This is a genomic window from Bacillus cereus, from assembly GCF_002564555.1.
Lineage (GTDB): Bacteria > Bacillota > Bacilli > Bacillales > Bacillaceae_G > Bacillus_A > Bacillus_A cereus_K.
The window spans coordinates 293,398-318,543 of record NZ_NUVD01000020.1 but is presented as its reverse complement, the minus strand read 5'-3'; the positions used below and the strand labels follow the sequence as shown (position 1 = coordinate 318,543).

Here is a 25,146-nt window from a genome sequence, read left to right as displayed (position 1 = left end):
AAAAAGAAGCTCGCGCTGACGAGCTTCTTTTTTCATACAAGTAACGGTAATTTCATAACAGCTTCTTCAACCGAACGAACAACATGATTTGCTTTCCCCTTCACATACGGATGAGCATGATGGAGTGTGAAGGAGTGCGGGGTTACTTCAAACATAGAAATATCATTGAAAGAATCTCCAATACATGCAACTTCATTTGCTTCAATTTGTAAATGTTCCATTAATCGCTTCAAAGCGCTTCCTTTACTTACACCTCTTGGCATAATGTCAACATAGCGCTTACCCGATATAAAAACTTCCGCTTCGCTATGAAATGTGTCTCGCAACTCTTGATCTAATGCTACAATTTTTGCTTCTTCTCCAAAAACAAACAATTTCGCAGGATGTACAGTCTTCCCAAATTCCTCTTCTAGTTCTTCGATTTCAGCAATATGCACTCCCATATACTCTTCAAAAGTATGATGATGTTCATTCTTTCTTTTTGTATATCGCTGCTCATTTGCACAAACAATATCCGCTAGTCTCTTTTCATGTATATATCGATATATTTCCTGGGCAACTCCATCTTCAAAATTTGATTCATGAAACACGTTTCCATCCGGTAGCAACATTGTTGCTCCATTTAAACCAGTTGTGTAATACGGGAATGCAAACCTTTTTACGACTTCATTAATTCGATGTGTGAAACGGCCAGAGGCAAAACAAATATTTGTCCCTTTTTCAGCTAGCCAACAAAGTGCCCGTTCATCTTCTTTTTTCATATCATTCACATTGTAAACGAGCGTATCATCTAAATCACTTACAAATAATTTAATCATGTCCTCTTCCCCTTTCATACACAATATCTACTCTAATTGTACAAAAAAAATGTTTGATTTTTGTTAAAAAAACAATAAATTTTTGATAAATTGAAACTTTAATCAACAGGGGTTTTGTTCATCCCCCCGCTGATTATTAACCCACACCAATTGGGCTTTTATGGGCAGTTGTCTCCCACCTAACATCCTCGCATACGTCGATTTTTGAAGTGGGAGCCTTACTGCCCGAAAATAGCGGGATAAAAAAATAAGCGGGAGCATAATCCCGCTTATTTTTGTCTTTTTACATTTTGAGGTCGTACAATACTAGGACGTACTTTTAAACTAGACATAGTTGGACGGAGTAAAATTTTCGTTAACGCACCCCAATCAAACGGTAAAAACGGCCATAAATACGGTGTTTGTAAGCTTTTTATAGACGTTAAAAATAGAATTAATATCGTCATTCCTATTACAAATCCCATTTCATGAAAGATACCTGTCAAAATAATGACAAACAATTTCCCAATCTTATTCCCAAGCCCTAGTTCATAACTCGGCGTTGCAAATGATCCAATCATAGAAACCGCTACATACAAAATAACTTCTGGTACAAACAAACCTACATCAATTGCAATTTGACCAATTAATATGGCAGAAATTAATCCTGCTGCTGACGACAATGATGTCGGTGTATGAATGGCAGCCATCCTTAAAAATTCGAGGCCGATTTCCGCCATCAAAATTTGTAATAAAATCGGTAAATGCGTCATCTTATTTGGTCCAATGAAAGCAAGGTTTTCCGGTAAAAGAGTTGGATCAAATACAAAAACTAACCAAAACGGTAGTAAAAATAACGAAAATATTACACCTAAAAAACGTACCCAACGTAAAAATGTGCCAACAGCTGGATTTTGTCTAAACTCTTCTGCATGCTGTAAATGGTGGAAATATGTTGTTGGAGTGATCATAGCACTTGGTGATGTATCAACAAGTACTAACACATGTCCTTCTAACAGATGATTCGCTGCTACATCTGGCCTTTCTGTATATCGAATAAGCGGGAATGGATTATAACTTTGTTTGACTACAAATTCTTCGATTGTTTTATCCGCCATCGTAACTCCATCTACTTCAATATTATTTAGCTCTTGCTTTATAATCTTCACTAAATCCGGATTTGCAACATCTTGTACATATGTAATACAAATATCAGTTTGTGATCTATCTCCCACTCGAATCATTTCGTTTCGAAGACGAGGATCGCGTATCCTTCTACGAATTAACGCTGTATTTACAACGATATTTTCAACAAAACCATCCCTTGCACCACGTACTACCTTTTCTGTATCTGGTTCTGTCGGTGTCCGCCCTGGATAACTACGAACATCTATTGCGAAGGCTTCCGTTTCACCTTCCACAAAGATAACAATAAGTCCTGATAACACTTGGAGCATCACATCGTCCATCGTTTTTACTTTACTTACTTGTTGATGAATTAAACGATTCTCTAACAACTTTACTGTATCTTCTTCTACATCCCTTATTTCATTTGTATCCACTGCTTCTTCTAAAATAGGGATTATATAGTTCGTATCACAAAGTCCATTTACAAATAACACACCAATTTCTTTGTTTAAAATTTGAAATTTACGAATACCAACATCGTATGTGACACCCAATCCAACTGTTTGCTTTAAGTAATTTTCATTATCACTTAAAAAAGATGAAATCGGGATATTTACTTTTTTAGGATTCGTCATAAAAACCACTCCTTTCCAAAATTAATTGAATTGCTTTTTTAGTAATAGGTGATCCTCTCTCCCATTCATCATTTCCACACATCTTGCCGATATCACCAACGCCAACAATGACGGGAACATTCAAGTCATCTAAGCAATAAATTGTATCTCCACTAATCCTGCCAATTTCACCATCTGGAAGCCCAAATTTATCAACACCGTATTCGGTTAAATTCCCGTTCCGATCTACACTTACATCTACACGTGCCCATTCCCAATGGTGTGTATTAGACGCTACTGCTAAAATACCAAGTACATCAATTTGTTTATGTGTTGCTACATATTTTAAAGCCTTTTCACCAGATCCTTCTCCAATAAATCCGCTGTCATCAAACATGACAAATACAGGGTCATATGGCGTTTGCATAATAAGCTCAACAACTTTCTTCCCTGTCAATTTGGTTGGATTACTTTGCGATGCTGAAATACACCTTCCCCCAAATTCCTTTGTTAACAGCTCAATTGCCCGCTTTGCATATTCATCTCCATCTGTGACCAAAACAACCCTTCGTCTCATCTGATTTATCCTTTCGGTTTACATATAAGTGCTACAAAAAATGAAAATAATATCGCTGCAGAAATGCCCGCAGACGTTAAACTAAACATACCAATACCAATTCCTAAATATCCGTGCTTTTCTGCCGCATGCATTGCTCCGTGTAATAGTGAATGACCAAAACTTGTAATAGGTACTGTTGCCCCAGCACCTGCAAACTTTATAAGCTTATCGTACAATCCGAATCCATCTAAAATTGCTCCGATGACTACAAAAGTTGCCATTAAATGAGCCGGTGTTAACTTTGCAAAATCTAGCAATACTTGGCCAATTACACAAATAGCTCCGCCTACAAGAAATGCATATACAAAATCCACAATTCACTCTCCTTTAACTCTTTCAAACACAACACCGTGCGCGATTGTCGGAATCGTTTCTTTCTGTTGCATCATCATCGGACTTAATAATGCACCAGTAGCAACGACAAAAATTCGTTGTAAATTCCCTTTTTGCATCTCGCGTAATAAATGACCATATGTGACAACAGCTGAACAAGCACAGCCACTACCACCTGCAAACACTTCTTCTTGACTTGAATCGTAGATCATTAATCCACAATCATTGTATATATGGCCGAGATCGTAACCTTCTTCAAGTAAAAGCTGTTTCGCAATCGGTGTCCCAACAGCTGATAAATCACCAGTAACAATCAAATCATAATCAGCTGCACTTCTCCCTAAATCTTCAAAGTGTTGCTGAATTGTATGAGCTGCAGCTGGTGCCATTGCCGATCCCATATCTAACGGATTCGCAATACCTAAATCCTGTACTCTTCCAATCGTAGCAGCCGTAATTTTAATTGCACTTTTTTCATTGCTAATTAATATGGATCCTGCACCTGTAACAGTTGAATTTGCTGTTCCTGGCTTCTGTCCTCCATACTCTGTTGGAAAACGAAATTGCCTTTCAGCCGTTGCATTATGACTACTTACTGTAGCTAAGACACGATTCGCAAATCCACCGTCTATAAAGGCTGATCCAATCGCTAAAGTTTCCATTGACGTCGCACAAGCGCTAAACATTCCTAAAAAAGGAATGCCAAACTCCCTAGCAACATAATTTGCCGTCACTGTTTGATTTAATAAATCGCCAGCTAAAAAGAAATCAATTTCCGATGGTTTTATATTCCCTTTTTGCACTGCTTGTTGAATTGAGTCTGACATTAATCTTCGTTCCGCAAGTTCCCAGTTTTCCTCTCCGCAATGCAAATCTGCATACGAAATATCAAAATCCTTCCCAAGGGGGCCTTCAGCTTCTTTTGGACCGACAGCAGTACCTGTTGCGTTTACGTAAATATTATTTTGAAATACCCACGTTTGTTTTCCTGTCAACCTCATACTAGCCCCTCCTTTAAGACATAAATATTTTAAAGGTATATCTTATTAACCCAATAATGTATGCACCAACAACTCCAAAAACGATAACACTTCCTGCAAGCTTAAACATGTTTGTAGCAATCCCAAGAACAATCCCTTCACTCCGATGCTCTAGCGCAGCGCTCGCCATGGAATTCGCAAATCCAGTAACTGGTACTGCCGATCCCGCTCCAGCAAACTGGCCGATTTTATCATATACACCACACCCAGTTAAAATCGCCGATAATAAAACAAGAGTTGCAACTGTCGGATTTCCTGCCTCTTGTTCACTGAAATGAAAATAATGTATATAAAATTTCGTCACTACTTCTCCGACTGTACAAATAAGTCCACCTACAAGAAATGCCTTGACACAATTTAGTAAATAGTTTGGTTTTGGATGGTACTCCTTCACTTTATTTATGTAGTCATCCTTTAGTTTTTTTGGTGTCATTTATATATTGCCTCCTACTTTACGAAATAAATCCAGTGAAATAGCGAGCCTATTACTTTTCCAAGTACAAGAGCAACGAGTAAAACAACAATTTTCCCCTCTACTCCAACTCGTTTCGCTAAAATAGGTAAAACGTTGAGCACTTCCGTTAATGCCGCAGCGAGCATTCCAATGAATGTGCCACAAAATAACCCTAATATTACGAGCCAATATTGTGACGTTTGAAACGTAATATTTTTCAAACTACACCAAGCCCCTGTTAAAGTACCCGCAATAACAGCCAACTCCAAATATTGAATATGCTTTCCGCTTCTCGTTAATTGAGCTAAACGAGGGATTATACCAAGTACGGCTAAAAATGCGACATATCCGCTACCTACTGCAATCCCTCCGGCTAAACCAATCAAAATAACGAATCCAGACTCAATCATCGGCAAGTTGTTTCATATTATCCTTGTTTTCATGAACAATTACATATTGATCAAGCGACTGCTGGTATTGAAACATTTCAACTTCTAACGGACTCGGCTCTTCATTAATTCTCTTTTGAAACACATGATTAAAAAACAAGACCATACCTAATCCAAGACCTAATGAATATGGGATTTGAAATAAAAGTGGTTGCGCCTTAAATTCTCCAGTAATCATGTAATATAACCGTTGGTGCACTTGTTGCATACTTACATCTTCATGGAAATATATAATCGCAAGGGCCGCTCCAATAAAAAGCAACAACCATACAAGTCCGAAGAAAACTGGGTGCACTTTCTTTTTTTCATATATAATTTCAACAAGAGTTTGTCCAGAACCAAGTAAATTAATTTGTATATGAGACGCTTTTTGTTGAATAATCTCAACTACTTTCATAACATCAATTACAACATGTGTCTTATCATGCGCTGTTATGTTGTAAACTATCTCATTTTGTAACGACTCAACTACTAAAGAATCTCCTACAAGTTGAGCAACATCACCCAGCTTTACTTCATACGTAGGAGAAACTTTTAAGCGATTACGCATTTTAATATAAATTGTTTGTTCCAATTTCCATTCACCTCTTCAATCTTCCTCGTAGTTGTAGTATGGTTATTGAATTTTTTTCTAATACAATTTTTTCATAAAAAAACATCTGTACCGTTTCGGTACAGATGTTTTTAGCTTATGCCTTTTTCTTAAATAAATTTGCGATACTTAATGCAAGTCCTCCCCAAATGACTACCATTCCAATCACCATCATCATAATCGCTGATCCACTCATCATGAAACACCTCGATCTTTCCATTCTTTTTCAAGCTTAGCAGAATCTGAATGTATTTGTGCATCCCATTTTTTCAGACTAATGATTATTGCAACTATTAGGAATGCCGCTGCAATTGACCAACCATAAGTTACAACAAACTCGGTTGGATAATCTCCGTAGTTCTTTTTAATATTTTGGATTGTGCCATCAATTAACATATACCCTAACATAAGCGGGGTAATAACGAGTAAACTCACTCTCCAAAACGTCCCTAACTTTATATCAGATACAAAGTTTGCGTGATTTTGATAAACTGGTAAACGGCGCAAGATAAGTCCTATTGTCACTACTTCAACAAGTGCTATTGAAATCAATCCAAAATTGTTAGCAAAATAATCAACAACATCTAGGAACATAAGTCCACCACGTGTTGCAAATACAAGAGAAACTAACACGAGAAGCGTTCCCATAATTCCAATCGTTTTTTGACGACTTAAGCTGAATTTTTCAGATACAGCGGCAAAGCATACTTCCGCAAGTGAAATGAGTGATGTAATTCCAGCAACCGTTAAAGATAAGAAAAATAATACGCCAAATAACGATGACATCGGTAACTCATTTATAATCTGCGGGAATACAACAAATGCAAGCCCTACACCAGCACTAGCTACTTTATCAACCGGTACACCCATGTTATTTGCCATAAACCCAAGAGCTGCAAAGACACCAATACCTGCTAATAATTCAAATCCTGAATTTGCAAATCCAGTAATAAAGGCATTATTTGTTGTATCTGAGTTTTTCGGTAAATAACTAGAATAAGTAATCATAATTCCGAATGCTAACGATAAACTAAAGAAAATTTGACCGTAAGCAGCAAGCCATACTTTCCCATCAAAAATACGACTCCAATCTGGTTTGAAGAATGCATCTAATCCTTGCATCGCACCTTCCATTGTCACTGCACGAACAACGATAATAAGGAACATAACAACTAATAACGGAATAAAAATGCGGTTAACAACTTCGATTCCTTTCTTAACGCCTTTAAATGCAACACCCAGCACAATAATCCAAACGAGCGCTAATGGAATTAATACTTCTGGCACAAGTCCTCCAAACTGCCCTGGCTTATCTGCAACATGTAAATATTCTTTAAATAAAAATGATTGCGTGTCTTTCCCCCATGCTCCAGTAATTGCAAAGTACGTATACGAAATAGACCAAGCAATAATTACTGCATAATATGTTGAAACGATAAACGTTACACACATTTGCCACCATCCAATAAATTCAGCATGTGGATTAATTCGGAAGAATGTAAGTGGCGCTGAACCACGATGACGATGCCCAAGAGCAAACTCAAATGCTAACAATGAAATACCAGTCGTTAATAATGCAAATAAGTACGGTAAAAAGAATGCGCCTCCTCCATTTTCATACGCTGTATAAGGAAAACGCCATATATTCCCTAATCCAACTGCAGAGCCGACCGCTGCGAAAATAAATCCGGCCCTCGTTCCCCATTGTTGCCTTGTTTCCTCCATGTTTCCTTCCCCCTTTGTGACAAGTTCATACTTGGATTATATTTTAAAATTACTAAATTTTCAATAAATTCTGTTATTTTTTATGAAAATTAAAAATCTACCTATTAAAATCATAAAAAAATCGAATAGATAATCATTCATCTATTCGATCTTTCATCTGTTTTAATATTTTCTTTTCAAGTCTGGAAACTTGTACTTGTGAAATACCAATACGCTCTGCTACTTCTGATTGCGTTTGGTCTTTATAATAACGTAAGTATACAATTAAACGTTCTCGCTCATCCAATTCTCTAATCGCTTCTTTTAAAGCAATTTTATCAAACCATTTCGTTTCAGATTGATCTGCAATTTGATCTAAAATGGTAATTGGATCTCCATCGTTTTCATACACAGTTTCATGTATAGATGAAGGTGCACGACTCGCTTCTTGCGCCAGAACAACTTCTTCTGGCGTTAGTTCTAGCGCCTCTGCTACTTCATTAATCGTTGGTGCCCTTCCGAATTCTTTCGAAAGCTCATCTCTCATCTTTCGAACTTTGTTTCCTGTTTCTTTTAAAGATCTACTTACTTTCACTGATCCATCGTCACGTAAAAATCGTTGAATTTCTCCAATAATCATTGGAACTGCATAGGTTGAAAATTTCACGTCGAAAGATAAATCAAATTTATCTACCGATTTTAAGAGCCCAATACATCCAATTTGAAATAAATCGTCTGGTTCGTATCCTCGATTCAAAAACCGCTGCACAACCGACCATACGAGACGCATATTACTTTGAACGATTGTGTCTCTTGCTTGTTGATCTCCATCTTGACTTTTTTGAATTAACGCTTTTAGCTCGTGGTCCTTTAACTGAGGTTTCTTCTTCTCATTTTTGACCTCTATGTCCATAGGCTATTCTCCTTAATTGCATAGAGCGTTACTATTTGATAAGTATTTTGTCAAATGGATTGTTGTCCCGAAAGATTCGTTTGAAATAACTTCTACTTCATCCATAAAATTTTCCATGATAGTAAATCCCATTCCCGAACGCTCTAATTCAGGTTTAGTTGTAAAAAGGGGTTGTCTTGCTTCATCTAAATTATAAATACCAATCCCCTCATCTCGAATCGTGAGTTTCACCATTGCTTCTTCCAAAATCACCGAAATATAAACAACACCTTCTGCATTTCCTTCGTATCCATGAATAATTGAATTTGTAACCGCTTCAGACACAACCGTTTTAATTTCTGTTAGTTCTTCCATTGTTGGATCTAATTGTGCAATGAAAGCAGCTACTGTAACACGAGCGAATGATTCATTTTGACTTAATGCTGAAAATTGAAGGTTCATTTCATTTCTCATTTATGCCACCCCCAACGTCGCGAGCGCATGCGCTTCACTTTCTTCTAAACGAACAATTTTGAATAGACCTGACATTTCAAACAAACGCTTAACAGGCGGTGAAATTGCACAAACAACCATTTCTCCACCTAATCCCTTTACATGTTTATATCGGCCTAATATAACACCTAAACCAGAACTATCCATAAATGATAAGTTCTCTAGGCTCAAAACAATATGATGAACACCATGGGTCTCAATCATATCTGTTACTTTCGTTCGCAACTCTTCAGCAGTATGATGATCTAATTCACCCGCTAGCCTCACACATAAGACGTCACGCTTTACTTCTAATTGCATGGAAAGACTCACACGATTTCCTCCTTATGCTCAAACTTTACTCATTAGCATACATATAGATTTTCGTGACAGGAAATAAGAATCCTTCCTACTGACAAAAGAAGTACTATTTCGCCATAATGTGAAACCTTTCAGCAATTATTCCGTTACATACGAACAGAAAAGCGGCAAATTTTTTGCCGCTATTTTGATGTTGAAAACATCCCAAAACTTCTCTTAAATAACTCCCACCAGCTCGCTGCGTCAACATCTTCTTTGGCTACAATTGTTTGTTTTAATAAAACATCTTTGTCCTTTTTAATAACAAGTGTACCAAGTGCATCACCCTTTTTAATCGGTGCCTTTACTTTCTTTTCAGCGACTACTTCTTGTTTTACTTTGTCCATATTTTCGCCCTTCTTCATAAGAAGAGACACATTGTCTGACGCAACTAAATCTACTTTTTCTTTTTTACCTTTTCCTACTTGTACAGTCTTAATTTTTTCACCGCGCGTATACAATTTCTTTGTCATATATTGTCCAAATGCATAGTCAAGCAGCTTCGTCACCTGATTGTTCCGCTCTTTTGATGTAGGTGCACCCATAACAACTGAAATAACACGCATTCCATTCTTTTCAGCTGATGCTGTTAAACAATATTTCGCTTCTGTCGTAAAGCCCGTTTTCACTCCATCTACTCCAGGGTAAAAACGTACTAACTTATTCGTGTTAACGAGCCAAAACTTCTTATCCGTATTTTCACGTAAATAATCTTCATATTTACCTGTATATTTGCGAATAAGAGGATATTTCATCAATTCTTTCGCCATAATAGCCATATCGTTTGCTGTGGAATAATGATCTTTTGCTGGAAGACCTGTTGGATTTTGAAAATGAGTATTTTTCAATCCTAAATCTTTCGCTTTTTTGTTCATCATATTTACAAAGCCTTCTTCTGAACCAGCGATATGCTCTGCTACTGCAACAGACGCGTCATTTCCAGATGCAATTGCAATGCCCTTTAGCATTTCATTTACGGTCATCTCTTCCCCAGGCTCTAAAAAGATTTGTGATCCACCCATTGAAGCTGCGTGTTCACTCGCTCTAACTTTATCGGTCAGTTTTAATTTTCCTTTTTCAACTTGTTCCATAATTAATAGCATTGTCATAATCTTCGTCATACTAGCAGGTGGTAACTTTTCATTCGGATTTTTCTCAAACAAAACTTTACCGGTATCTTGCTCAATTACAATTGCTGACGACGCTTGTTCCGCTAACTTCGGCGCGGTTCCTTCTGTTTTCTCCTGCTTCGTTTTCTCAGATTGTGCAAAACTAACTGAAGTACCAGAAAGCAATAACATGAAACAAACAAGTATTCCAAAAACTCGCTTCATGACTAACCCTCCATTCTATATCAAACCTATTTTTTCCAATTTAATAATTTTTAATACCATATTTTTCTATTAATTTCAGTTGACAAATAAATTCATTGCCGATATTGTATTAAGTGTATTACACACATTAGTACACTTAATATTCATCAGGAAGGAGACATTGCTCTTGCATATTCAACTTGATCCAAGAAGCAACACTCCGATATGGGAACAAATTGTTCAAAACATAAAAGAACTCGTATTAAAAAACATGTTAGCTCCAAGTGATAAGCTTCCTTCTGTACGCGAGCTTGCTTCTTTACTCGTTATAAATCCAAACACAGTTAGTAAAGCGTATCAAGAATTAGAGCGACAAGGGATTATTGAAACATTACGAGGCAAAGGAACATTTGTAGCCCAATCGATTACCCCAACATTAGACGAAAGGAAAATCGCTATGGTTGAAAAGCAATTTCATCAATTACTACTAGAAGCCTCTTATCTTGGGATTACGAAAGATAAAATTCACGATTGGATAGATTCATACTATAAAGAGATTGGAGGAAATACAGATGTTGAAAGTAACAAACCTGAAGAAAACAATTGATAATCAAACGATTTTAGATAATGTTTCTTTCACATTGCAAAAAGGTAGTATCGTCGGATTACTCGGAAGAAACGGTGCGGGGAAAACAACTTTATTACGAACGATGGTCGGCATTTTGGACCCTGATGTAGGAACGGTTACATACGAAGATACAGATATTCATCAGCATCCTGAAACGAAACAAAAAATCGTATATGTTCCGGATTCTACTAACATACTGAACGGATATACAGTAAAAGAAATTGTAAAGTTTTATAAAGCTGTTTATACAGCATTTGATGAATCCTATTTCTACGAACTGCTAGAACGTTTCAACTTACCAAACAAGCGAATTCGTAGTTACTCAAAAGGAATGAAAGCACTACTTGCGATCATTTTAGCCGTTGCTGCAAAAGCAGAATATATCATTTTAGATGAACCGACAAACGGATTGGATCCTATCGTTAAAAGACAAATCCTCCAATTTCTCGTTGGAGAAGTTGCTGAAAAAGAGATTACTATTTTCATCTCAACTCATCATTTAGATGAAGTTGAACAAATTGCAGATACAATCATTATATTAAAAGGCCATACCATATCTTCTATTACATCACTAGACGATGCAAAATCACAATTTGCTAAAATTCAAGTCGCTTATGAGCGATCACTACCTCAAAAACTAGAAAACTTAAGCAATATTAAAATATTAAATCAAACAGGAAAAGTATATACAATCTTAATCGAAGGAAATGTTGCTACAACGCTTGAGAAGTTTTATAAAGAGCAACCAATACTCATTGAAGAATTAACAATGTCGCTTGAAGATGTCTTCGTTACGACACTTGAGGAGGATGGGTATGTTTCATAAGGCGTTGTGGATGTGGAATTGGAAGCGCGGGAAATATGCTGTTTTACTCTTCTTCTTTAGTTCGCTTTACTTGTTATCTTTTGGCTACTATAGAAGTGCTCAGATGGAACTCGCTGAATATTACGAATTACAAGAGAAAGGGAAACAGTATTATTATTTTTATGCCTTTTCGCCAGGGGAAGGTAATAGTTTTTGGTTAACTGTTCTTATCATTGCTTTAGCCTGCTTATTGATAGGATGGGAACGTAGCAACCAATCTAATACACTACTTATGACGATGCCTTTTAAAAGAAAGAATGTCTTCTTATCTAAATGGGCTTTCGGTTCCTTTTGTATTGTGAGCTCGTTACTTATCAATTGGATTCTTATGTATGTTATTTATAGAACAACTATTCATTTTGATTATCAATCATTTAGTCCATTTCACCGATACTTTCTTTATGCAATTGTTTCTTATGTCGCAGTCTATACAGCCGCACTATGCATCGGTACTTTTACTGGAAGCATCGTGTCACAAGTCGCTTTTTGTATTCCATGGCTACTAATGGGGCTTACATTTATTCCACTAGTGTACACATTTACGATAAACCATTTAGAGGCTACAGATATTAAAAATCACAACTTGTATGACCAACTTTATGAAATCAATCAAAAAACAAATGTAGTTGCACCAATTTATCGCTTTTCTATTCATTATAACTATGATCTAGAATACCGAAAGCAGGACAACGATTCAACTACTTTAAGAGATCCAGCATCTTATACGTATTATTCAGCCAAATCAATGTTAGTCCCTATTTTCTATACAATATTTTATTTACTACTTGGGACATATTTATATACACGATCGCCAAATGAAAACACTCAAAAAATATTTATTTTCCAAAAACATTTAAAAATATGGGTATGGGGGACAACCATTTACTTTGCATTACTAGGCGGCTATAAAATAAATCAATTTAGTTTCGTATTTAACTACTATATCGGTTTGTTTCTCGCTGGAATCATTACTTATGTTGTATTATCACGACTAACAAATTATAAAGTTTTTTAAAGGAGAGATCCTATGTTTCAAAAAGCATTATGGTTAAGAACGTATCAACAAAGTAAATATGTTGTGTGGCTGTTTTGGCTCGTTAGCTTCTACAATTTGTTGTACAAATACTATTTGGCATCGATTGAACAACAATCCCTTATGAAGATGCAAAAAGAAGGTGAATATGTATATCATTACAATTTTGGTTTATCACTTATGGACCCTGTCATCTTTCAAGGTGGTGCACTTATCATTCTGGCCTGTACGTTAATCGGATGGGAAAGACAAAATAACTCTAGCGACTTGTTATGGTCTATGCCATTTAAACGTTCACACCTTTATATAACAAAATGGTTGTTTGGAATCTGTAATATCGCCGCTGTTGTCGTTTTAAACTGGGGACTATTTGCTATTATGAAAAAGTTGACTTTTCATAATAAATATCAAGTATTCTCCCCATTTCATAGTTACTTTATATACATGTTAATTGTATTAATCGCTATTTATACACTTGCCTTATGTGTAGGTACAATTACAGGGAATATTATATCGCAAGGATTTCTCACTGCAGCTATATTAATCTTCCCAGCTTTACTTCCATCACTTATATCAGGAGTCTTTGCTGTTCACTCAAACACTGACTTTCATGAGAACAATGGCCATATACATGATGTGATGGAAAACATACGTATCTCTAGTCCAGCAGAAGAATTTGATATTCACTTTAATTATGATCCACAAAGTCCTTATACCGATTCAGATGGAGTGCGTCATAACGGACCAAACTTTACAAAGGTTCCACCGGCAAAAACATTGATTGGACCTATTGCTAATATAATTCTTTTATTACCACTCGGTATATATTTATATGTTCGTTCAGTCAATGAGCGTAATGGGAGTTTCTTACTATATCCAAAGCTTCAAAAAACATTTATGTTCTGCGCTATTTTCTGTATTGGAATTAGCGGCGGTTTAATAATTGGCGGGACCCATTCGTTGCTTAATTTTTACGTTGGTTTGTTCGGAACAAGCATAATTAGCTATTTCCTTCTATATAAAATATTAAAATTGAAGGTCTCTTGGAACTTCAAATAAAATAACCTCCTCCCCATGAGGAGGTTATTTCACATTCTCTCTCCTATCTCCATACACCATCTCTTCTTTCATCCCAAATCCATCTCCATTTTTCACAATTTGCTCTGTCGGTGCAACTACACTTTCAGCAATTTTCCATTCCCCACGCTCTTTCAGAAACACTTGCAGAAAATAGTTCATGCCATTTAGTTGATACGCATTTTCTTTTTTCACATTATAGCGCACCGCAATGTAATACACTTGAATATTTTCTTTTCCTGTTTTTGATACATATTGCGATAATCTTGGAATATACAGGGATGCTTTCTTAAAAGGCAGCTGCTTCGCTTTAACGAGCGATGAACTTGTTACATTACGCAATGTGTCTTGATTACGAATGTTATCGCTATGGTGGAATAATACTGCATTTTGCATGGAGCGGACCCATAATTTCGAATATAAGACAGTATTATCGTTTTCAATATACTTCACTTCTTTTTGCACGACTTGGATAGGGGTATCGGCGTACATGAATGTATGAAAGCAGAAAAAACTTCCAAGAAAAATGGTAAGTGCAACAATATATTTCATAATCTTTCCTCCGATCTGTTTAATTAAAGTATCGGAGTTTCAAAATGTTTTTATTCAAAAGAAAAAGGATAGGAAAGCCCTCGCTTCCTATCCTCATTTATTATAATACGCGACCAAATAGTTCTAATACCATTTCTATCTCTTGGTCGCTCCAACCTTTAAATTTCTCTTTATAATATTCTTTACGCACAGCTTCAAGTTTCTCAGTCACTTCTCTTCCGTGTTCTGTAATTTCTAGATACACGATACGACGGTCTGAATTTGAACGTTTTCTTTCTACAAACCCTTTTCGTACAAGACGATCTGTTACAGCTGTAATATGACTGGAGGTTACGTTTACTTCACTCGCAATTTGCGAAGCCATCTGTGGACTTTTTAAAAATAACGCACGTAATACAGAGAATTCGTTATATGGCATATGCTCTGAAAAACGTGTATTAATATCATTTTGTAATAAACGTATCATCTTTCTAAATGATACGGATAAATCTAAAATCAGTGTTTCTCTGTTTTCGTTCACTAGCCTCGTCCCTTTTTTATCATATTTACACATATTATAATCTATAAATACCCATGTTGTATATGCTTTCTTTCCTTAACATTCGCATTTATGTAACTTTTTCATACAAATTTCTTTTTTGTTCACACATATACATATAAAAAAGGATGGTGATGGAAAATGCAAAGTGGAATGAATCCGTACTTACATAATGTGCGTACGGCAAATACCGGTAAAGAAGCGACTATTACTGTACAAGGAGAAGGAATTGTAAAAGCAAAGCCAAATGTTGTCATATTAACACTCGGAATTCGAACAGATAGTAAAAATGTAAAACAAGCGCAAGAAGAAAATGCAGTGCAATCAAAACAATTGCTGGATGCACTGAAACAACTAGGTATTGCCGACAAAGATATCGAAACCATTTCGTATACAATTACTCCTCAATACGAATATGTAAATGATAAAGCATTACTACAGGGATACCGCGTGGAGCATTTGTATGAAATTACCGTTTTAAATGTACAAAAGGCAGGGGAAGTATATGATATAGCTGTTTCAAATGGTGCAAATGTAGCAAAAGGATTACGCTTTCGAATATCTCATCCAAATAAATATTATGAACAAGCGCTCATCCAAGCTCTGCACCAGGCAGTTGAAAAAGCTCGTGCTATTGCGAGTACATACAATTTAAACATTAATCCTGTTCCCCTCTCACTCGTTGAAGAATCTGCTCAATTACCACGGGAGGTTGCATCCTATGCTACTTTACATGCACAAGCAGCCCCGCCCATTCAATCGGGAGAATTAGAAATCATATCTTCTATCCGAGCTATTTTTACGTATTTATAAGTAATTTCACTTGTAAGTAACCGTTATCATTTTTATTGTTGTAAAAACATGATGTTCTGATATAATAAAGGTCGGTGAGCTCTTACAGAAGAGATATCACGGGTGGGAGAGGGATATGAAAAAGAAGGTTTAACATGAAAGGAATACTTGAAAGAACATTTAAATTAGATTCACACCAAACATCACCAAAACAAGAAGTTTTAGCTGGAGTCACGTCATTTTTCACAATCGTATATATTATGATTGTAAATGCGTCAATCTTATCAGATGCTGGCATTCCGCTTGAAGCTGGAATTTTAGCAACTGTTTTTAGTTCATTTGTAGGATGTCTATTAATGGCATTTTGGGCAAATGCACCTGCTATTCTTGTCCCTGGTATGGGTGTAAATGCATTCTTCACGTACACTGCTGTGCATACGCTTGGTTTAACTTGGCAAGAAGCATTGGCAGCTGTTTTTATCGCCGGTATTATTTTTTCAATTGCTGCTTTTACACCGATTGCTCGCGTACTTTCGGTATCGATTCCAAAGTCTTTAAAGGAAGCGATCACTGTCGGTATCGGGTTGTTTTTAGCTTTTATCGGATTGCAAAAAGGTGGTTTAGTCGTTTCGAATCCAAATACTGCTGTTGCAATGGGGAAATTAAGTAGTCCTGTCGTTCTTGCGACATTACTTACTCTTATCATTGCACTTGTGCTATTTGTGCGTAACGTACGTGGAAACTTTTTATGGACAATTGCAATTGGAACTGGTATAGCATGGCTGTTTGGTCTTGTTGATACGAGTCAAGTGGGACAGAGTTCGTTTTCATTCGCTAATTACGGCGATGTGTTTGGAGCTATGTCATTTGGGAAACTTTCTTCCTTACCATTTTGGATTGCAACATTCTCCTTAAGCATGGTGCTTATTTTTGAGAACATGGGACTACTGCACGGCTTATTAGAAGATGACCGTAAATTCCCACGTGCTTACCAAGCAAATGCAATTTCAGCAATGACATGTGGTCTATTTGGCACAAGCCCTACCGTTTCAACAGTAGAGAGTGCCGCAGGTATTACTGCAGGCGGAAAAACAGGTCTGACGTCTATCGTTACAGGGTTGTTATTCTTCGCATCACTGTTTGCACTTCCGTTTGTCAAATTAATTCCTGATAGTGCCATTGCACCTATCTTAATTATTATTGGCGGTCTGATGATTACAAGCATTCAACAAATTCCTCTGAACGACTTTTCAGAAGGATTTCCAGCGTTTTTAATTATCGTTATGATCCCGCTCACATATAGTATCGCTGATGGCATTGCGTTCGGATTTATTGCTTATCCTATCTTAAAAGTTGCTCTTGGAAAGCGTAAAGAAGTCGCACCGTCTATGTATATCATTACATGCTTATTCTTAGCCATGTTTGTATTACACGCTATTGGTTAAGTAAGAAACACCGAGGATTTTCCTCGGTGTTTTTTTACTTAAACCATCCTTTTTTATAAAACCAAGCCATCATTCCGCCGCCAATTAGTGCCATGATAAGTAGGCAAATAAAATAGCTATACTGTCCGCCTAACTCTGGCATATGTGAAAAGTTCATTCCGTATACTCCCGCAATAAATGTTAATGGCATGAAAATAGTTGAGAAAACAGTTAATGTTTTCATAATATTATTCATATGGTGCGAGTTTAATGAAAAATAGCTATCTCTAATATCTGCCGTTAACTCTCGGCTCGCTTCAATCATTTCAGTCAGTTTAAGTAAATGATCATGTATATCTTTAAAATAAATCTCATGATCACTTATACCGTAAAATCGAGTTGAATTTAAAATACGGTATAATAAATCACGCATTGGAATAATCGTACGCCTTAGCTTAGATAAATCTGCACGTATATCAAATACCTCTTCTAATACGCTTCCTGCTGTTTCACCAGTTAAATTATCATCAATTGCATTTAAATGGTCTTCAATGTAATAAACAGGTGCAAAATAGTCATCTACAATTTGGTCAATAATTGTATGTGCCACATGTAAAGGACTCTTCTTAATACGTTTCTTCTCACCGAGCGTTTTCCATACTCTTTCAATCGCATTGTTATGAGAAAAGTGGAAAGAGACTATATATCGATCACTAACAAATAAATCGATTTCATGCGGTTCTAATCCGTCTTCTCCGAATGCATGGAGAACTAAAAAGTTATATCCATCATAAAAATCTACCTTTGGCCTCTGTACATACTCTACACAATCTTCAATCGCAAGGGGATGGAATTTGAAGTGATCTTGTAAAATATATATATACTCTTCTTTCGTCGGCTTATATAAATCAAGCCAATACCATACGATGTTTTCTTTTTGTGTTTCTTCTAGCGAAACGTCATATAAAACTTCATTGTTTTTCGTTATTGCACAAATTCTAATCATAATTTCACCCACTATTATTATAAACAAAAAATAGTAAAAAAAGCCAAGGAGAAATACTCCTTGGCTCATCTTTATTATTTAGTAACGATGCCGTGCACTAATGTCGGCGCATCTACATGGTTTTTAGCGATTTTCATGTTCTCATAAATTTTCGCTTTTACGTCTTCAACATTTTCGCGGTTTGCGTAAATTGTAACAAGAGAGTCACCTTTTTTCACGCTATCTCCTACTTTTTTGCGAAGCATTAAACCAACCGCTAAATCAATTTCAGATTCCTTCGTCGCACGTCCTGCTCCTAGAAGCATTGCTGCTGTTCCGATTTCATCTGCAACGATTTCTGATACATATCCGTCTTCTTTCGCTTCCACTTCAATTTTAAATTGTGCTTGTGGTAATTTAGAAGGATCATCAACAACAGATGCATCGCCGCCTTGCGCTGATAAGAACGTTTTAAATGATTCTAGCGCTTTACCGTTGTTCATTACTTCAATTAACTTTTCACGTGCATCTTCTAAAGATGAAGCTTGTCCAGCAAGGTATACCATTTGACTTCCAAGCGTTAAACATAACTCTTCTAAATCTTTTGGTCCTTTACCTTGTAATGTATCAATTGCCTCTTGTACTTCTAATGCGTTACCGATTGCTTCACCAAGCGGTTGGCTCATATCAGAAATAACTGCCATCGTATTACGACCCACGTTATTACCGATGCGTACCATTGCTTCTGCTAAGCGTTTTGCATCTTCATCCGTTTTCATAAATGCACCTGCTCCAGTTTTTACATCAAGAACAATTGCATCTGCACCAGCAGCAATTTTTTTACTCATAATCGAGCTTGCAATAAGCGGAATTGAGTTTACTGTCGCTGTTACATCACGAAGCGCATATAGCTTTTTATCAGCAGGTGTTAAGTTTCCACTTTGACCGATAACAGCAATTTTATTTTCATTTACAAGACGCATGAATTCATCATTTTCAATTTCCACATGGAATCCTGGAACTGCTTCTAATTTATCAATTGTACCACCCGTATGCCCTAAACCACGTCCAGACATTTTCGCTACTGGTACACCTAAAGCAGCTACTAATGGACCTAATACAAGTGTTGTTGTATCACCAACGCCACCTGTTGAATGCTTATCTACTTTTACCCCTTCAATAGCTGATAAGTCAATTGTATCACCGCTATTTACCATTGCCATCGTTAAATCAGCACGCTCTTGATCGTTCATATCTTGGAAGAAAATTGCCATTGCAAGTGAACTTACTTGATAATCAGGAATATCACCATTTGTATATCCTTCAACGATAAAGTTGATTTCTTCTGTCGTTAATGCATGTCCATCACGTTTTTTTGCAATTAGGTCCACCATTCTCATCGTGAAGTCACCCCTTCATTTGTTTTACAATTGCTTTTACTAATGCTAAGAAATTAGCTTTAACACGTTCTGTCGTTTCAATTACTTCATCGTGGTGAAGTGGCTGATCTAAAATACCAGCGGCCATATTTGAAATACAAGAAATACCTAGTACTTTCATACCTGCATGACGAGCTACAATTACTTCAGGTACTGTTGACATACCAACTGCATCGCCGCCAAGTGTACGAAGCATACGAATTTCAGCAGGTGTTTCATATACAGGACCTGTCATTCCAACGTACACACCTTCTTGAACTTTAATATTTAAGTCCGCTGCAACTTGTTTCGCCATTTCGCGAAGTTCTGTCGTATATGATGTAGACATATCAGGGAAACGTACACCCATTTCAGAATCATTTGGTCCGATTAATGGGTTCGTACCCATGAAGTTAATGTGATCTGAAATTAACATAAGATCACCTGGCTCAAATGATGTATTTACACCACCAGCTGCATTCGTTACAACAACTGTTTCTACACCTAGTTCTTTCATAACACGAACTGGGAATGTTACTTTTTGCATGTCATATCCTTCGTAGAAATGGAAGCGCCCTTGCATTGCTACTACAGTAACACCTTGAAGTGTACCGAATACTAATTGACCTGCATGACCTTCTACAGTTGATACTGGGAATTCAGGGATTTCACTGTAAGGTACTGTTACTGCGTTCTCGATTTCATCTGCTAATACACCTAGTCCAGATCCAAGGATTAGTCCTACTTGTGGTGTTTCTTGAAATTTCTCTTTTAAGTATGAAGCTGATTTTGTAATAAGTTCACGATTCATCTGTTTATCCCCCTATTTCTTTAGCTCGTTTAAGAAGCTTGTTCCGTATTCTGGCATTTTAACACCGAAGTTTTCTGCTACAGTTGCACCAATGTCAGCAAATGTTTGGCGAAGTGCTAATTCTTGTCCGCCTTCTTTCATGCTTGGGCTATATGCTAGTAACGGTACATATTCACGTGTATGATCAGTACCGTGGTGAACTGGATCATTACCGTGGTCTGCTGTAATTAATAGTAAATCATCTTCTTTTAGCTTTTCGAATACTTCTGGAAGACGTGCATCATATTCTTGCAGAGCTTCTCCATATCCTTGTGGATCACGGCGATGACCGAATAATGCATCAAAGTCAACTAAGTTTAAGAAGCTAAGACCTGTAAAGTCCATGTTTAATGTATCTACAAGCTTATCCATTCCATCCATGTTAGACTTCGTACGAAGTGATTCCGTTACCCCTTCGCCATCATAAATATCAGAAATTTTACCGATAGCAATAACATCGTAGTCACTATCTTTTAATTCATTCATTACTGTACGACCAAATGGTTTTAATGCATAGTCATGACGATTTGGTGTACGTGTGAAGTTTCCTGGCTCTCCAAGGAACGGACGAGCGATAACACGTCCTACCATGTACTTCTCATCTAATGTTAATTCACGTGCAATTTTACAAATTTTATATAACTCTTCAAGCGGTACTACTTCTTCATGTGCTGCAATTTGTAATACGCTATCAGCAGAAGTGTAAACAATTAAAGAACCTGTTTCCATTTGCTCTTGACCAAGCTCATCAAGAATCTCTGTTCCAGAAGCTGGCTTATTCCCGATAATTTTTCGGCCTGTTTTTGCCTCTAACTCATCAAGTAACTCTTTCGGAAAACCTTCTGGGAACACTTGGAATGGTGTATCAATGTAAAGGCCCATGATTTCCCAGTGACCTGTCATTGTATCTTTACCAGTTGATTTTTCTTGCATTTTTGTATAATATCCAAGCGGCTTCTCTACTTTAGAGATTCCTTTCATTTCACGAATATTACCAAGACCTAACTTCACCATGTTTGGCATTTGTAATCCATTCATATGTTCAGCAATATGGCCAATTGTGTCAGAACCTAAATCACCAAATTGTTCAGCATCTGGCGCTTCACCGATCCCCACAGAGTCCATTACGACTAGGAAAATACGTTTATATTTATTCATAACTGCGACCTCCTATAAGTTCAGTTCTACTTCTTGTAGTATGTTCAAAACGCTATAAAGTGAAACTGTTATCCATAAGAATTATCTTTCGTTCTCATTGTCAAACAGTGCTTCTTTAAATCATTCTCTAACCTATTTCGTTTTCTCTAAACGATTCAAAAACATTTCTAGTTTTTTCTAAGTCAGATGTCAGACATCTGATATTGATATCATAACATGTTTACGCTTTCTTTTTAATACATTTTCGTAGAATTTCTCATTTTCTTCACACTTCTATTGTAATTCATTATGCAAAGAAGTGCTAATTATTTTATGATTTATTTCGTAATATAAAAATAAAAAAGCAGCTCTAAAGAGCTACTTTTTATTTTACTTCTACTGTTTCTTCTTTATGCTCATGCAGTTCGCCTTTTCTTACATGTACTTTCACTTTGTAAGCACCGTTTTCTTTAAAAGTATGTTTAACTTCATACTCTCCTTTATTCCCTTCTTTCGCTGGAATAAATTCGTGTTTTTCAACTCCATCTTTCCAAATCTCAAGTTGCACTTCAGCACCAGTTAATGCTTCTTCTTTTTGCTTCAAATGAACTTTCATAGTTGATTCAGCATTTGCTTTTATGTCACCAGCCATAAGATGAATCATTGTGTCACTTTTATGCTCACCGTGTCCTGCACTGTGATCACCATTTTCTTTTTTCGTATCCTCTACTTTTGCATTTCCTACAGCCACTTTTACTTCTGGCATAACATGCATTTCACGCGCATTTGTATGAGCAATAACATGATATACTCCATCCGTTTCGAATGTTTTCTCTACTGCATAAACACCTTTTCCTTTATGCTTACCCTCTAACATCTCGTGTTTCTCGTCGCCATCTTTCCAAATTTCAAACTTTACGTCATCAGCATCCGTTACTTTTTCTTTTCCTTGTGTAACAAGTGCTTGTACTTCTGTTTTTTCACCAGGTTTAATTTCTTTCGGATTCGTTTGAACTGCTACTTTTACAGCTTCCAGTTTCTGTTCTTTTTTAGGTTCTTCTTTGTTTGTATTACAGCCAGCCAATGCTAGCATCGCGATAAATAACGTCATAATAAGTTTTTTCATCATCATTTCCTCCTTCATACTTTCTTTAGTATAGAGGAAATACATTGTAATATTCCAGCCTTCCACTGAAAACAATGTACGAAATGTTTGTGAAGTTTTTGTGAAAAGGCTTTAAATCTATGAAAAAAGAGCATAGTAACTATGACTACGCTCTTGGATGGAACTGTTTATATACATCTTTTAATCTAGTTTTTGAAACGTGCGTATAGATTTGCGTCGTTGAAATATCTGCATGTCCAAGCATCTCTTGTACAGCACGTAAGTCTGCCCCATTTTCTAATAAATGCGTAGCAAAAGAGTGACGCAACGTATGAGGTGTCAGCTCTTTTGCAATATTCGCTTCTTTCGCTAATCGTTTTAAAATTTTCCAAAACCCTTGTCTTGATAATCGGTTACCATGATGGTTTAAAAAGAGTGCATCTACTACTTTTTTACCCATCAATTCGCTTCTTCCTTTTTCAATATACTTTTGAATCGCTTCCGTCGCTAAACTTCCAAGTGGAATAATTCTTTCTTTATTCCCTTTCCCTATGCAACGAACAAATCCCATCGTTAAATGTACATCTTCTAAATTTAATGCGATTAATTCTGAAACACGAAGCCCTGTTGCATACAGTAACTCTAGCATTGCCTTATCACGAATTCCAAAAGCACTTGTCATTTTAGGTGTTTGAAGCAACGCCTCTACTTCATCGACTGATAATACTTTTGGTAATTTCCGTTCTCCTTGCGGCGTTTCAATATGTACTGATGGATCGTGCTCTACCGCTCGTTCACGTAGTAAAAATTGATGAAACGAACGGATCGATGCAATATGGCGTGCCAATGTTTTCGAAGATTTCCCATTTTCTTTTAAATACTGCAAAAAGTTAACAATGTGCAAACGTGTCACTTCATGAAAGGTTTTCGCCTGTTCTACGTTTTGCAAATACTTTACATAGCTTTTTAAATCACGTTCATAAGATACTACTGTATTTTTCGCTAATCCCTTTTCGACAACCATATAATGAATAAAATCTTTTAATTGATCTTCCAATCTACACTACTCCCCATTTTCATAGAAAAACATCATTCTATTTACGAAAGCATCCTTTGCCGGTTCTTCATTCCCTGATACTTTTTCTACAGTCTCTTCTTTTGGCTTTTCATAACGATGATAGCTTTCGTATTCTTCATTTACCCATAGTATAGCGAAATAAAACAAAATCGTACAACTTGTAAATAATAAAAATACTTTTATTCCATCAAAAGTTAATTTTAAAGCTCGGCGCATTGTAAATTCCTCCAAAATATAAGTTATTACAACATATGCCAAGCTTTCACCAATTTATACCTTATTCAAATAAAAAACCTCTTCCTAGATAAATAGGAAAAGGTTATTTTTCATCCGTTTCATTTTCTTGACAATTTTTACAAATCCCATGGAATGTTAAACGATGATCTTTCACCTTAAAGCTCCAGTCTCGTTCTACTTTTTTCTCCACTTCACCAAGTAAATCTTCTTGTATTTCTTGTACAGCACCACATTGTGTACAAATCAAATGATGGTGAAAACGCTGTGCACCTTCTTGGCGTAAGTCATAGCGTGAAACACCGTCTCCGAAGTTAATCTTATCGACAACTTTTAACTCAGATAATAACTCTAAAGTTCGATAGACGGTTGCTAATCCGATCTCTGGCGACTTTTCTTTTACAAGGAGGTAAACATCTTCTGCGCTTAAATGATCTTCTTCATTTTCTAGCAGCACACGAACTGTTGCTTCACGTTGCGGTGTTAATTTATAGCTCGCTGCATGTAATTGCTTCTTAATTCGTTCAATTCTTTCTTCCATTCGGTACTACTCCCTCCTCGCCACTCTTACACCATTATATCAGAAGAAGGGCTTCTGTCAAAAGAAAAAACAATAAAAACAAATTGATAATTATTCTCAAAA

30 protein-coding genes are annotated in these 25,146 nt (G+C 36.5%); 6 read left to right on the top strand and 24 right to left on the bottom strand.

Annotation, left to right across the window (positions count from 1 at the left end; genetic code table 11):
• Nucleotides 1–32 precede the first annotated feature (32 nt).
• The 14 genes from COI75_RS12150 to dacF all read right to left on the bottom strand — a co-directional run bounded on the left by COI75_RS12150 (nt 33) and on the right by dacF (nt 10,808).
• Nucleotides 33–836, bottom strand: coding sequence for a Cof-type HAD-IIB family hydrolase (locus COI75_RS12150; protein ID WP_002095345.1), 804 nt, complete (start codon nt 834–836; stop codon nt 33–35).
• A 251-nt stretch (nt 837–1,087) separates the two neighbouring features.
• Nucleotides 1,088–2,560 (bottom strand): spore germination protein SpoVAF, encoded by a 1,473-nt coding sequence (spoVAF, locus tag COI75_RS12145; RefSeq protein ID WP_000184144.1) that lies wholly within the window; start codon nt 2,558–2,560, stop codon nt 1,088–1,090.
• Nucleotides 2,547–3,116: a stage V sporulation protein AE gene (locus COI75_RS12140; protein WP_001254411.1), complete on the bottom strand. Its 570-nt coding sequence runs from the start codon at nt 3,114–3,116 to the stop codon at nt 2,547–2,549. Before COI75_RS12140 ends, spoVAF begins: the two co-directional genes overlap by 14 nt.
• Before the next feature lie 5 nt (nt 3,117–3,121).
• Nucleotides 3,122–3,472, bottom strand: coding sequence for a stage V sporulation protein AE (gene spoVAE, locus COI75_RS12135; RefSeq protein WP_000348324.1), 351 nt, complete (start codon nt 3,470–3,472; stop codon nt 3,122–3,124).
• Between the two features lie 3 nt (nt 3,473–3,475).
• Nucleotides 3,476–4,492: a stage V sporulation protein AD gene (gene spoVAD / locus COI75_RS12130; protein WP_001241171.1), complete on the bottom strand. Its 1,017-nt coding sequence runs from the start codon at nt 4,490–4,492 to the stop codon at nt 3,476–3,478.
• Between the two features lie 13 nt (nt 4,493–4,505).
• Nucleotides 4,506–4,964 (bottom strand): stage V sporulation protein AC, encoded by a 459-nt coding sequence (gene spoVAC / locus COI75_RS12125; protein ID WP_000187978.1) that lies wholly within the window; start codon nt 4,962–4,964, stop codon nt 4,506–4,508.
• 14 nt (nt 4,965–4,978) lie between these two features.
• Nucleotides 4,979–5,395 (bottom strand): stage V sporulation protein SpoVAB, encoded by a 417-nt coding sequence (spoVAB, locus tag COI75_RS12120; protein WP_000572944.1) that lies wholly within the window; start codon nt 5,393–5,395, stop codon nt 4,979–4,981.
• Nucleotides 5,388–6,008 (bottom strand): stage V sporulation protein AA, encoded by a 621-nt coding sequence (locus COI75_RS12115; RefSeq protein ID WP_000438371.1) that lies wholly within the window; start codon nt 6,006–6,008, stop codon nt 5,388–5,390. Before COI75_RS12115 ends, spoVAB begins: the two co-directional genes overlap by 8 nt.
• 115 nt (nt 6,009–6,123) lie before the next feature.
• Nucleotides 6,124–6,222 carry a methionine/alanine import family NSS transporter small subunit gene (locus tag COI75_RS12110; RefSeq protein WP_000016829.1) on the bottom strand — a complete coding sequence of 33 codons (99 nt, stop codon included), beginning with the start codon at nt 6,220–6,222 and terminating at the stop codon, nt 6,124–6,126.
• Nucleotides 6,222–7,751, bottom strand: a complete 1,530-nt coding sequence (locus tag COI75_RS12105; protein ID WP_000393187.1) for a sodium-dependent transporter — start codon at nt 7,749–7,751, stop codon at nt 6,222–6,224. The genes COI75_RS12110 and COI75_RS12105 overlap by 1 nt, the downstream gene beginning before the upstream one ends.
• A 133-nt stretch (nt 7,752–7,884) precedes the next feature.
• Nucleotides 7,885–8,643 carry an RNA polymerase sporulation sigma factor SigF gene (gene sigF, locus COI75_RS12100; RefSeq protein WP_000350730.1) on the bottom strand — a complete coding sequence of 253 codons (759 nt, stop codon included), beginning with the start codon at nt 8,641–8,643 and terminating at the stop codon, nt 7,885–7,887.
• Nucleotides 8,644–8,655: 12 nt separating this feature from the next.
• The gene (spoIIAB, locus tag COI75_RS12095; RefSeq protein ID WP_001243402.1) at nt 8,656–9,096 is read right to left on the bottom strand and encodes an anti-sigma F factor; all 441 of its coding nucleotides are present in this window, start codon (nt 9,094–9,096) and stop codon (nt 8,656–8,658) included.
• Nucleotides 9,097–9,447 (bottom strand): anti-sigma F factor antagonist, encoded by a 351-nt coding sequence (gene spoIIAA / locus COI75_RS12090; RefSeq protein ID WP_000059133.1) that lies wholly within the window; start codon nt 9,445–9,447, stop codon nt 9,097–9,099.
• Nucleotides 9,448–9,617: 170 nt separating this feature from the next.
• The gene (dacF, locus tag COI75_RS12085; RefSeq protein ID WP_000832005.1) at nt 9,618–10,808 is read right to left on the bottom strand and encodes a serine-type D-Ala-D-Ala carboxypeptidase DacF; all 1,191 of its coding nucleotides are present in this window, start codon (nt 10,806–10,808) and stop codon (nt 9,618–9,620) included.
• Between the two features lie 166 nt (nt 10,809–10,974).
• On the opposite strand from dacF, the gene COI75_RS12075 reads away from it, so the two are divergent.
• The 4 genes from COI75_RS12075 to COI75_RS12060 are packed head-to-tail and all read left to right on the top strand — an operon-like array spanning nt 10,975 to nt 14,372.
• The gene (locus tag COI75_RS12075; RefSeq protein WP_000548023.1) at nt 10,975–11,394 is read left to right on the top strand and encodes a GntR family transcriptional regulator; all 420 of its coding nucleotides are present in this window, start codon (nt 10,975–10,977) and stop codon (nt 11,392–11,394) included.
• Entirely contained in the window at nt 11,360–12,241 is an 882-nt protein-coding gene (locus COI75_RS12070) for an ABC transporter ATP-binding protein (RefSeq protein ID WP_000922114.1), read from the top strand. The genes COI75_RS12075 and COI75_RS12070 overlap by 35 nt, the downstream gene beginning before the upstream one ends.
• Nucleotides 12,231–13,295 (top strand): ABC transporter permease, encoded by a 1,065-nt coding sequence (locus COI75_RS12065; RefSeq protein WP_000468544.1) that lies wholly within the window; start codon nt 12,231–12,233, stop codon nt 13,293–13,295. The genes COI75_RS12070 and COI75_RS12065 overlap by 11 nt, the downstream gene beginning before the upstream one ends.
• A gap of 12 nt (nt 13,296–13,307) precedes the next feature.
• Nucleotides 13,308–14,372 carry an ABC transporter permease subunit gene (locus COI75_RS12060; protein WP_000486537.1) on the top strand — a complete coding sequence of 355 codons (1,065 nt, stop codon included), beginning with the start codon at nt 13,308–13,310 and terminating at the stop codon, nt 14,370–14,372.
• 24 nt (nt 14,373–14,396) lie between these two features.
• Here COI75_RS12060 and COI75_RS12055 read toward each other — a convergent pair whose 3' ends face one another.
• Together COI75_RS12055 and COI75_RS12045 are read right to left on the bottom strand one after the other, a co-directional pair.
• On the bottom strand, nt 14,397–14,942 hold the full coding sequence (locus COI75_RS12055) for a hypothetical protein (RefSeq protein WP_000875263.1): 546 nt from the start codon (nt 14,940–14,942) through the stop codon (nt 14,397–14,399).
• A gap of 100 nt (nt 14,943–15,042) precedes the next feature.
• Nucleotides 15,043–15,462, bottom strand: a complete 420-nt coding sequence (locus COI75_RS12045; protein ID WP_001004996.1) for a MarR family winged helix-turn-helix transcriptional regulator — start codon at nt 15,460–15,462, stop codon at nt 15,043–15,045.
• A 159-nt stretch (nt 15,463–15,621) separates the two neighbouring features.
• On the opposite strand from COI75_RS12045, the gene COI75_RS12040 reads away from it, so the two are divergent.
• The gene (locus tag COI75_RS12040) at nt 15,622–16,293 is read left to right on the top strand and encodes an SIMPL domain-containing protein (RefSeq protein WP_001190570.1); all 672 of its coding nucleotides are present in this window, start codon (nt 15,622–15,624) and stop codon (nt 16,291–16,293) included.
• Between the two features lie 134 nt (nt 16,294–16,427).
• Nucleotides 16,428–17,717, top strand: a complete 1,290-nt coding sequence (locus tag COI75_RS12035; protein WP_000676231.1) for an NCS2 family permease — start codon at nt 16,428–16,430, stop codon at nt 17,715–17,717.
• Between the two features lie 34 nt (nt 17,718–17,751).
• Here the strand turns inward: COI75_RS12035 and corA are convergent, their stop codons facing one another.
• From corA to fur, 8 genes are all read right to left on the bottom strand, one after another.
• Nucleotides 17,752–18,714, bottom strand: a complete 963-nt coding sequence (gene corA, locus COI75_RS12030; protein ID WP_141532073.1) for a magnesium/cobalt transporter CorA — start codon at nt 18,712–18,714, stop codon at nt 17,752–17,754.
• Nucleotides 18,715–18,776: 62 nt separating this feature from the next.
• Nucleotides 18,777–20,081, bottom strand: a complete 1,305-nt coding sequence (locus tag COI75_RS12025; protein WP_001243076.1) for a pyrimidine-nucleoside phosphorylase — start codon at nt 20,079–20,081, stop codon at nt 18,777–18,779.
• Nucleotides 20,082–20,088: 7 nt separating this feature from the next.
• Nucleotides 20,089–20,910 (bottom strand): purine-nucleoside phosphorylase, encoded by an 822-nt coding sequence (locus tag COI75_RS12020; protein WP_001078444.1) that lies wholly within the window; start codon nt 20,908–20,910, stop codon nt 20,089–20,091.
• 12 nt (nt 20,911–20,922) lie between these two features.
• Complete coding sequence (deoB, locus tag COI75_RS12015; protein ID WP_001046071.1) at nt 20,923–22,107, bottom strand: phosphopentomutase; 1,185 nt, start codon at nt 22,105–22,107, stop codon at nt 20,923–20,925.
• A 364-nt stretch (nt 22,108–22,471) separates the two neighbouring features.
• The gene (locus tag COI75_RS12010) at nt 22,472–23,215 is read right to left on the bottom strand and encodes a FixH family protein (protein ID WP_002095340.1); all 744 of its coding nucleotides are present in this window, start codon (nt 23,213–23,215) and stop codon (nt 22,472–22,474) included.
• 142 nt (nt 23,216–23,357) lie between these two features.
• Complete coding sequence (xerD, locus tag COI75_RS12005) at nt 23,358–24,248, bottom strand: site-specific tyrosine recombinase XerD (RefSeq protein ID WP_000390085.1); 891 nt, start codon at nt 24,246–24,248, stop codon at nt 23,358–23,360.
• Between the two features lie 6 nt (nt 24,249–24,254).
• Nucleotides 24,255–24,485: a YqzK family protein gene (locus COI75_RS12000; RefSeq protein WP_001250434.1), complete on the bottom strand. Its 231-nt coding sequence runs from the start codon at nt 24,483–24,485 to the stop codon at nt 24,255–24,257.
• A 103-nt stretch (nt 24,486–24,588) separates the two neighbouring features.
• Nucleotides 24,589–25,044 carry a ferric iron uptake transcriptional regulator gene (gene fur, locus COI75_RS11995; RefSeq protein ID WP_000392653.1) on the bottom strand — a complete coding sequence of 152 codons (456 nt, stop codon included), beginning with the start codon at nt 25,042–25,044 and terminating at the stop codon, nt 24,589–24,591.
• Nucleotides 25,045–25,146: the final 102 nt, after the last annotated feature.

Coding starts and splice junctions, on each gene's coding strand:
- COI75_RS12150 (WP_002095345.1), bottom strand. CDS start 836: ATGAAAGGGGAAGAGGACATGATTAAATTATTTGTAAGTGATTTAGAT.
- spoVAF (WP_000184144.1), bottom strand. CDS start 2,560: ATGACGAATCCTAAAAAAGTAAATATCCCGATTTCATCTTTTTTAAGT.
- COI75_RS12140 (WP_001254411.1), bottom strand. CDS start 3,116: ATGAGACGAAGGGTTGTTTTGGTCACAGATGGAGATGAATATGCAAAG.
- spoVAD (WP_001241171.1), bottom strand. CDS start 4,492: ATGAGGTTGACAGGAAAACAAACGTGGGTATTTCAAAATAATATTTAC.
- spoVAC (WP_000187978.1), bottom strand. CDS start 4,964: ATGACACCAAAAAAACTAAAGGATGACTACATAAATAAAGTGAAGGAG.
- spoVAB (WP_000572944.1), bottom strand. CDS start 5,395: ATGATTGAGTCTGGATTCGTTATTTTGATTGGTTTAGCCGGAGGGATT.
- COI75_RS12110 (WP_000016829.1), bottom strand. CDS start 6,222: ATGAGTGGATCAGCGATTATGATGATGGTGATTGGAATGGTAGTCATT.
- COI75_RS12105 (WP_000393187.1), bottom strand. CDS start 7,751: ATGGAGGAAACAAGGCAACAATGGGGAACGAGGGCCGGATTTATTTTC.
- sigF (WP_000350730.1), bottom strand. CDS start 8,643: ATGGACATAGAGGTCAAAAATGAGAAGAAGAAACCTCAGTTAAAGGAC.
- spoIIAB (WP_001243402.1), bottom strand. CDS start 9,096: ATGAGAAATGAAATGAACCTTCAATTTTCAGCATTAAGTCAAAATGAA.
- dacF (WP_000832005.1), bottom strand. CDS start 10,808: ATGAAGCGAGTTTTTGGAATACTTGTTTGTTTCATGTTATTGCTTTCT.
- COI75_RS12070 (WP_000922114.1), top strand. CDS start 11,360: ATGTTGAAAGTAACAAACCTGAAGAAAACAATTGATAATCAAACGATT.
- COI75_RS12065 (WP_000468544.1), top strand. CDS start 12,231: ATGTTTCATAAGGCGTTGTGGATGTGGAATTGGAAGCGCGGGAAATAT.
- COI75_RS12060 (WP_000486537.1), top strand. CDS start 13,308: ATGTTTCAAAAAGCATTATGGTTAAGAACGTATCAACAAAGTAAATAT.
- COI75_RS12055 (WP_000875263.1), bottom strand. CDS start 14,942: ATGAAATATATTGTTGCACTTACCATTTTTCTTGGAAGTTTTTTCTGC.
- COI75_RS12040 (WP_001190570.1), top strand. CDS start 15,622: ATGCAAAGTGGAATGAATCCGTACTTACATAATGTGCGTACGGCAAAT.
- COI75_RS12035 (WP_000676231.1), top strand. CDS start 16,428: ATGAAAGGAATACTTGAAAGAACATTTAAATTAGATTCACACCAAACA.
- COI75_RS12025 (WP_001243076.1), bottom strand. CDS start 20,081: ATGAGAATGGTGGACCTAATTGCAAAAAAACGTGATGGACATGCATTA.
- COI75_RS12020 (WP_001078444.1), bottom strand. CDS start 20,910: ATGAATCGTGAACTTATTACAAAATCAGCTTCATACTTAAAAGAGAAA.
- deoB (WP_001046071.1), bottom strand. CDS start 22,107: ATGAATAAATATAAACGTATTTTCCTAGTCGTAATGGACTCTGTGGGG.
- COI75_RS12010 (WP_002095340.1), bottom strand. CDS start 23,215: ATGATGAAAAAACTTATTATGACGTTATTTATCGCGATGCTAGCATTG.
- COI75_RS12000 (WP_001250434.1), bottom strand. CDS start 24,485: ATGCGCCGAGCTTTAAAATTAACTTTTGATGGAATAAAAGTATTTTTA.
- fur (WP_000392653.1), bottom strand. CDS start 25,044: ATGGAAGAAAGAATTGAACGAATTAAGAAGCAATTACATGCAGCGAGC.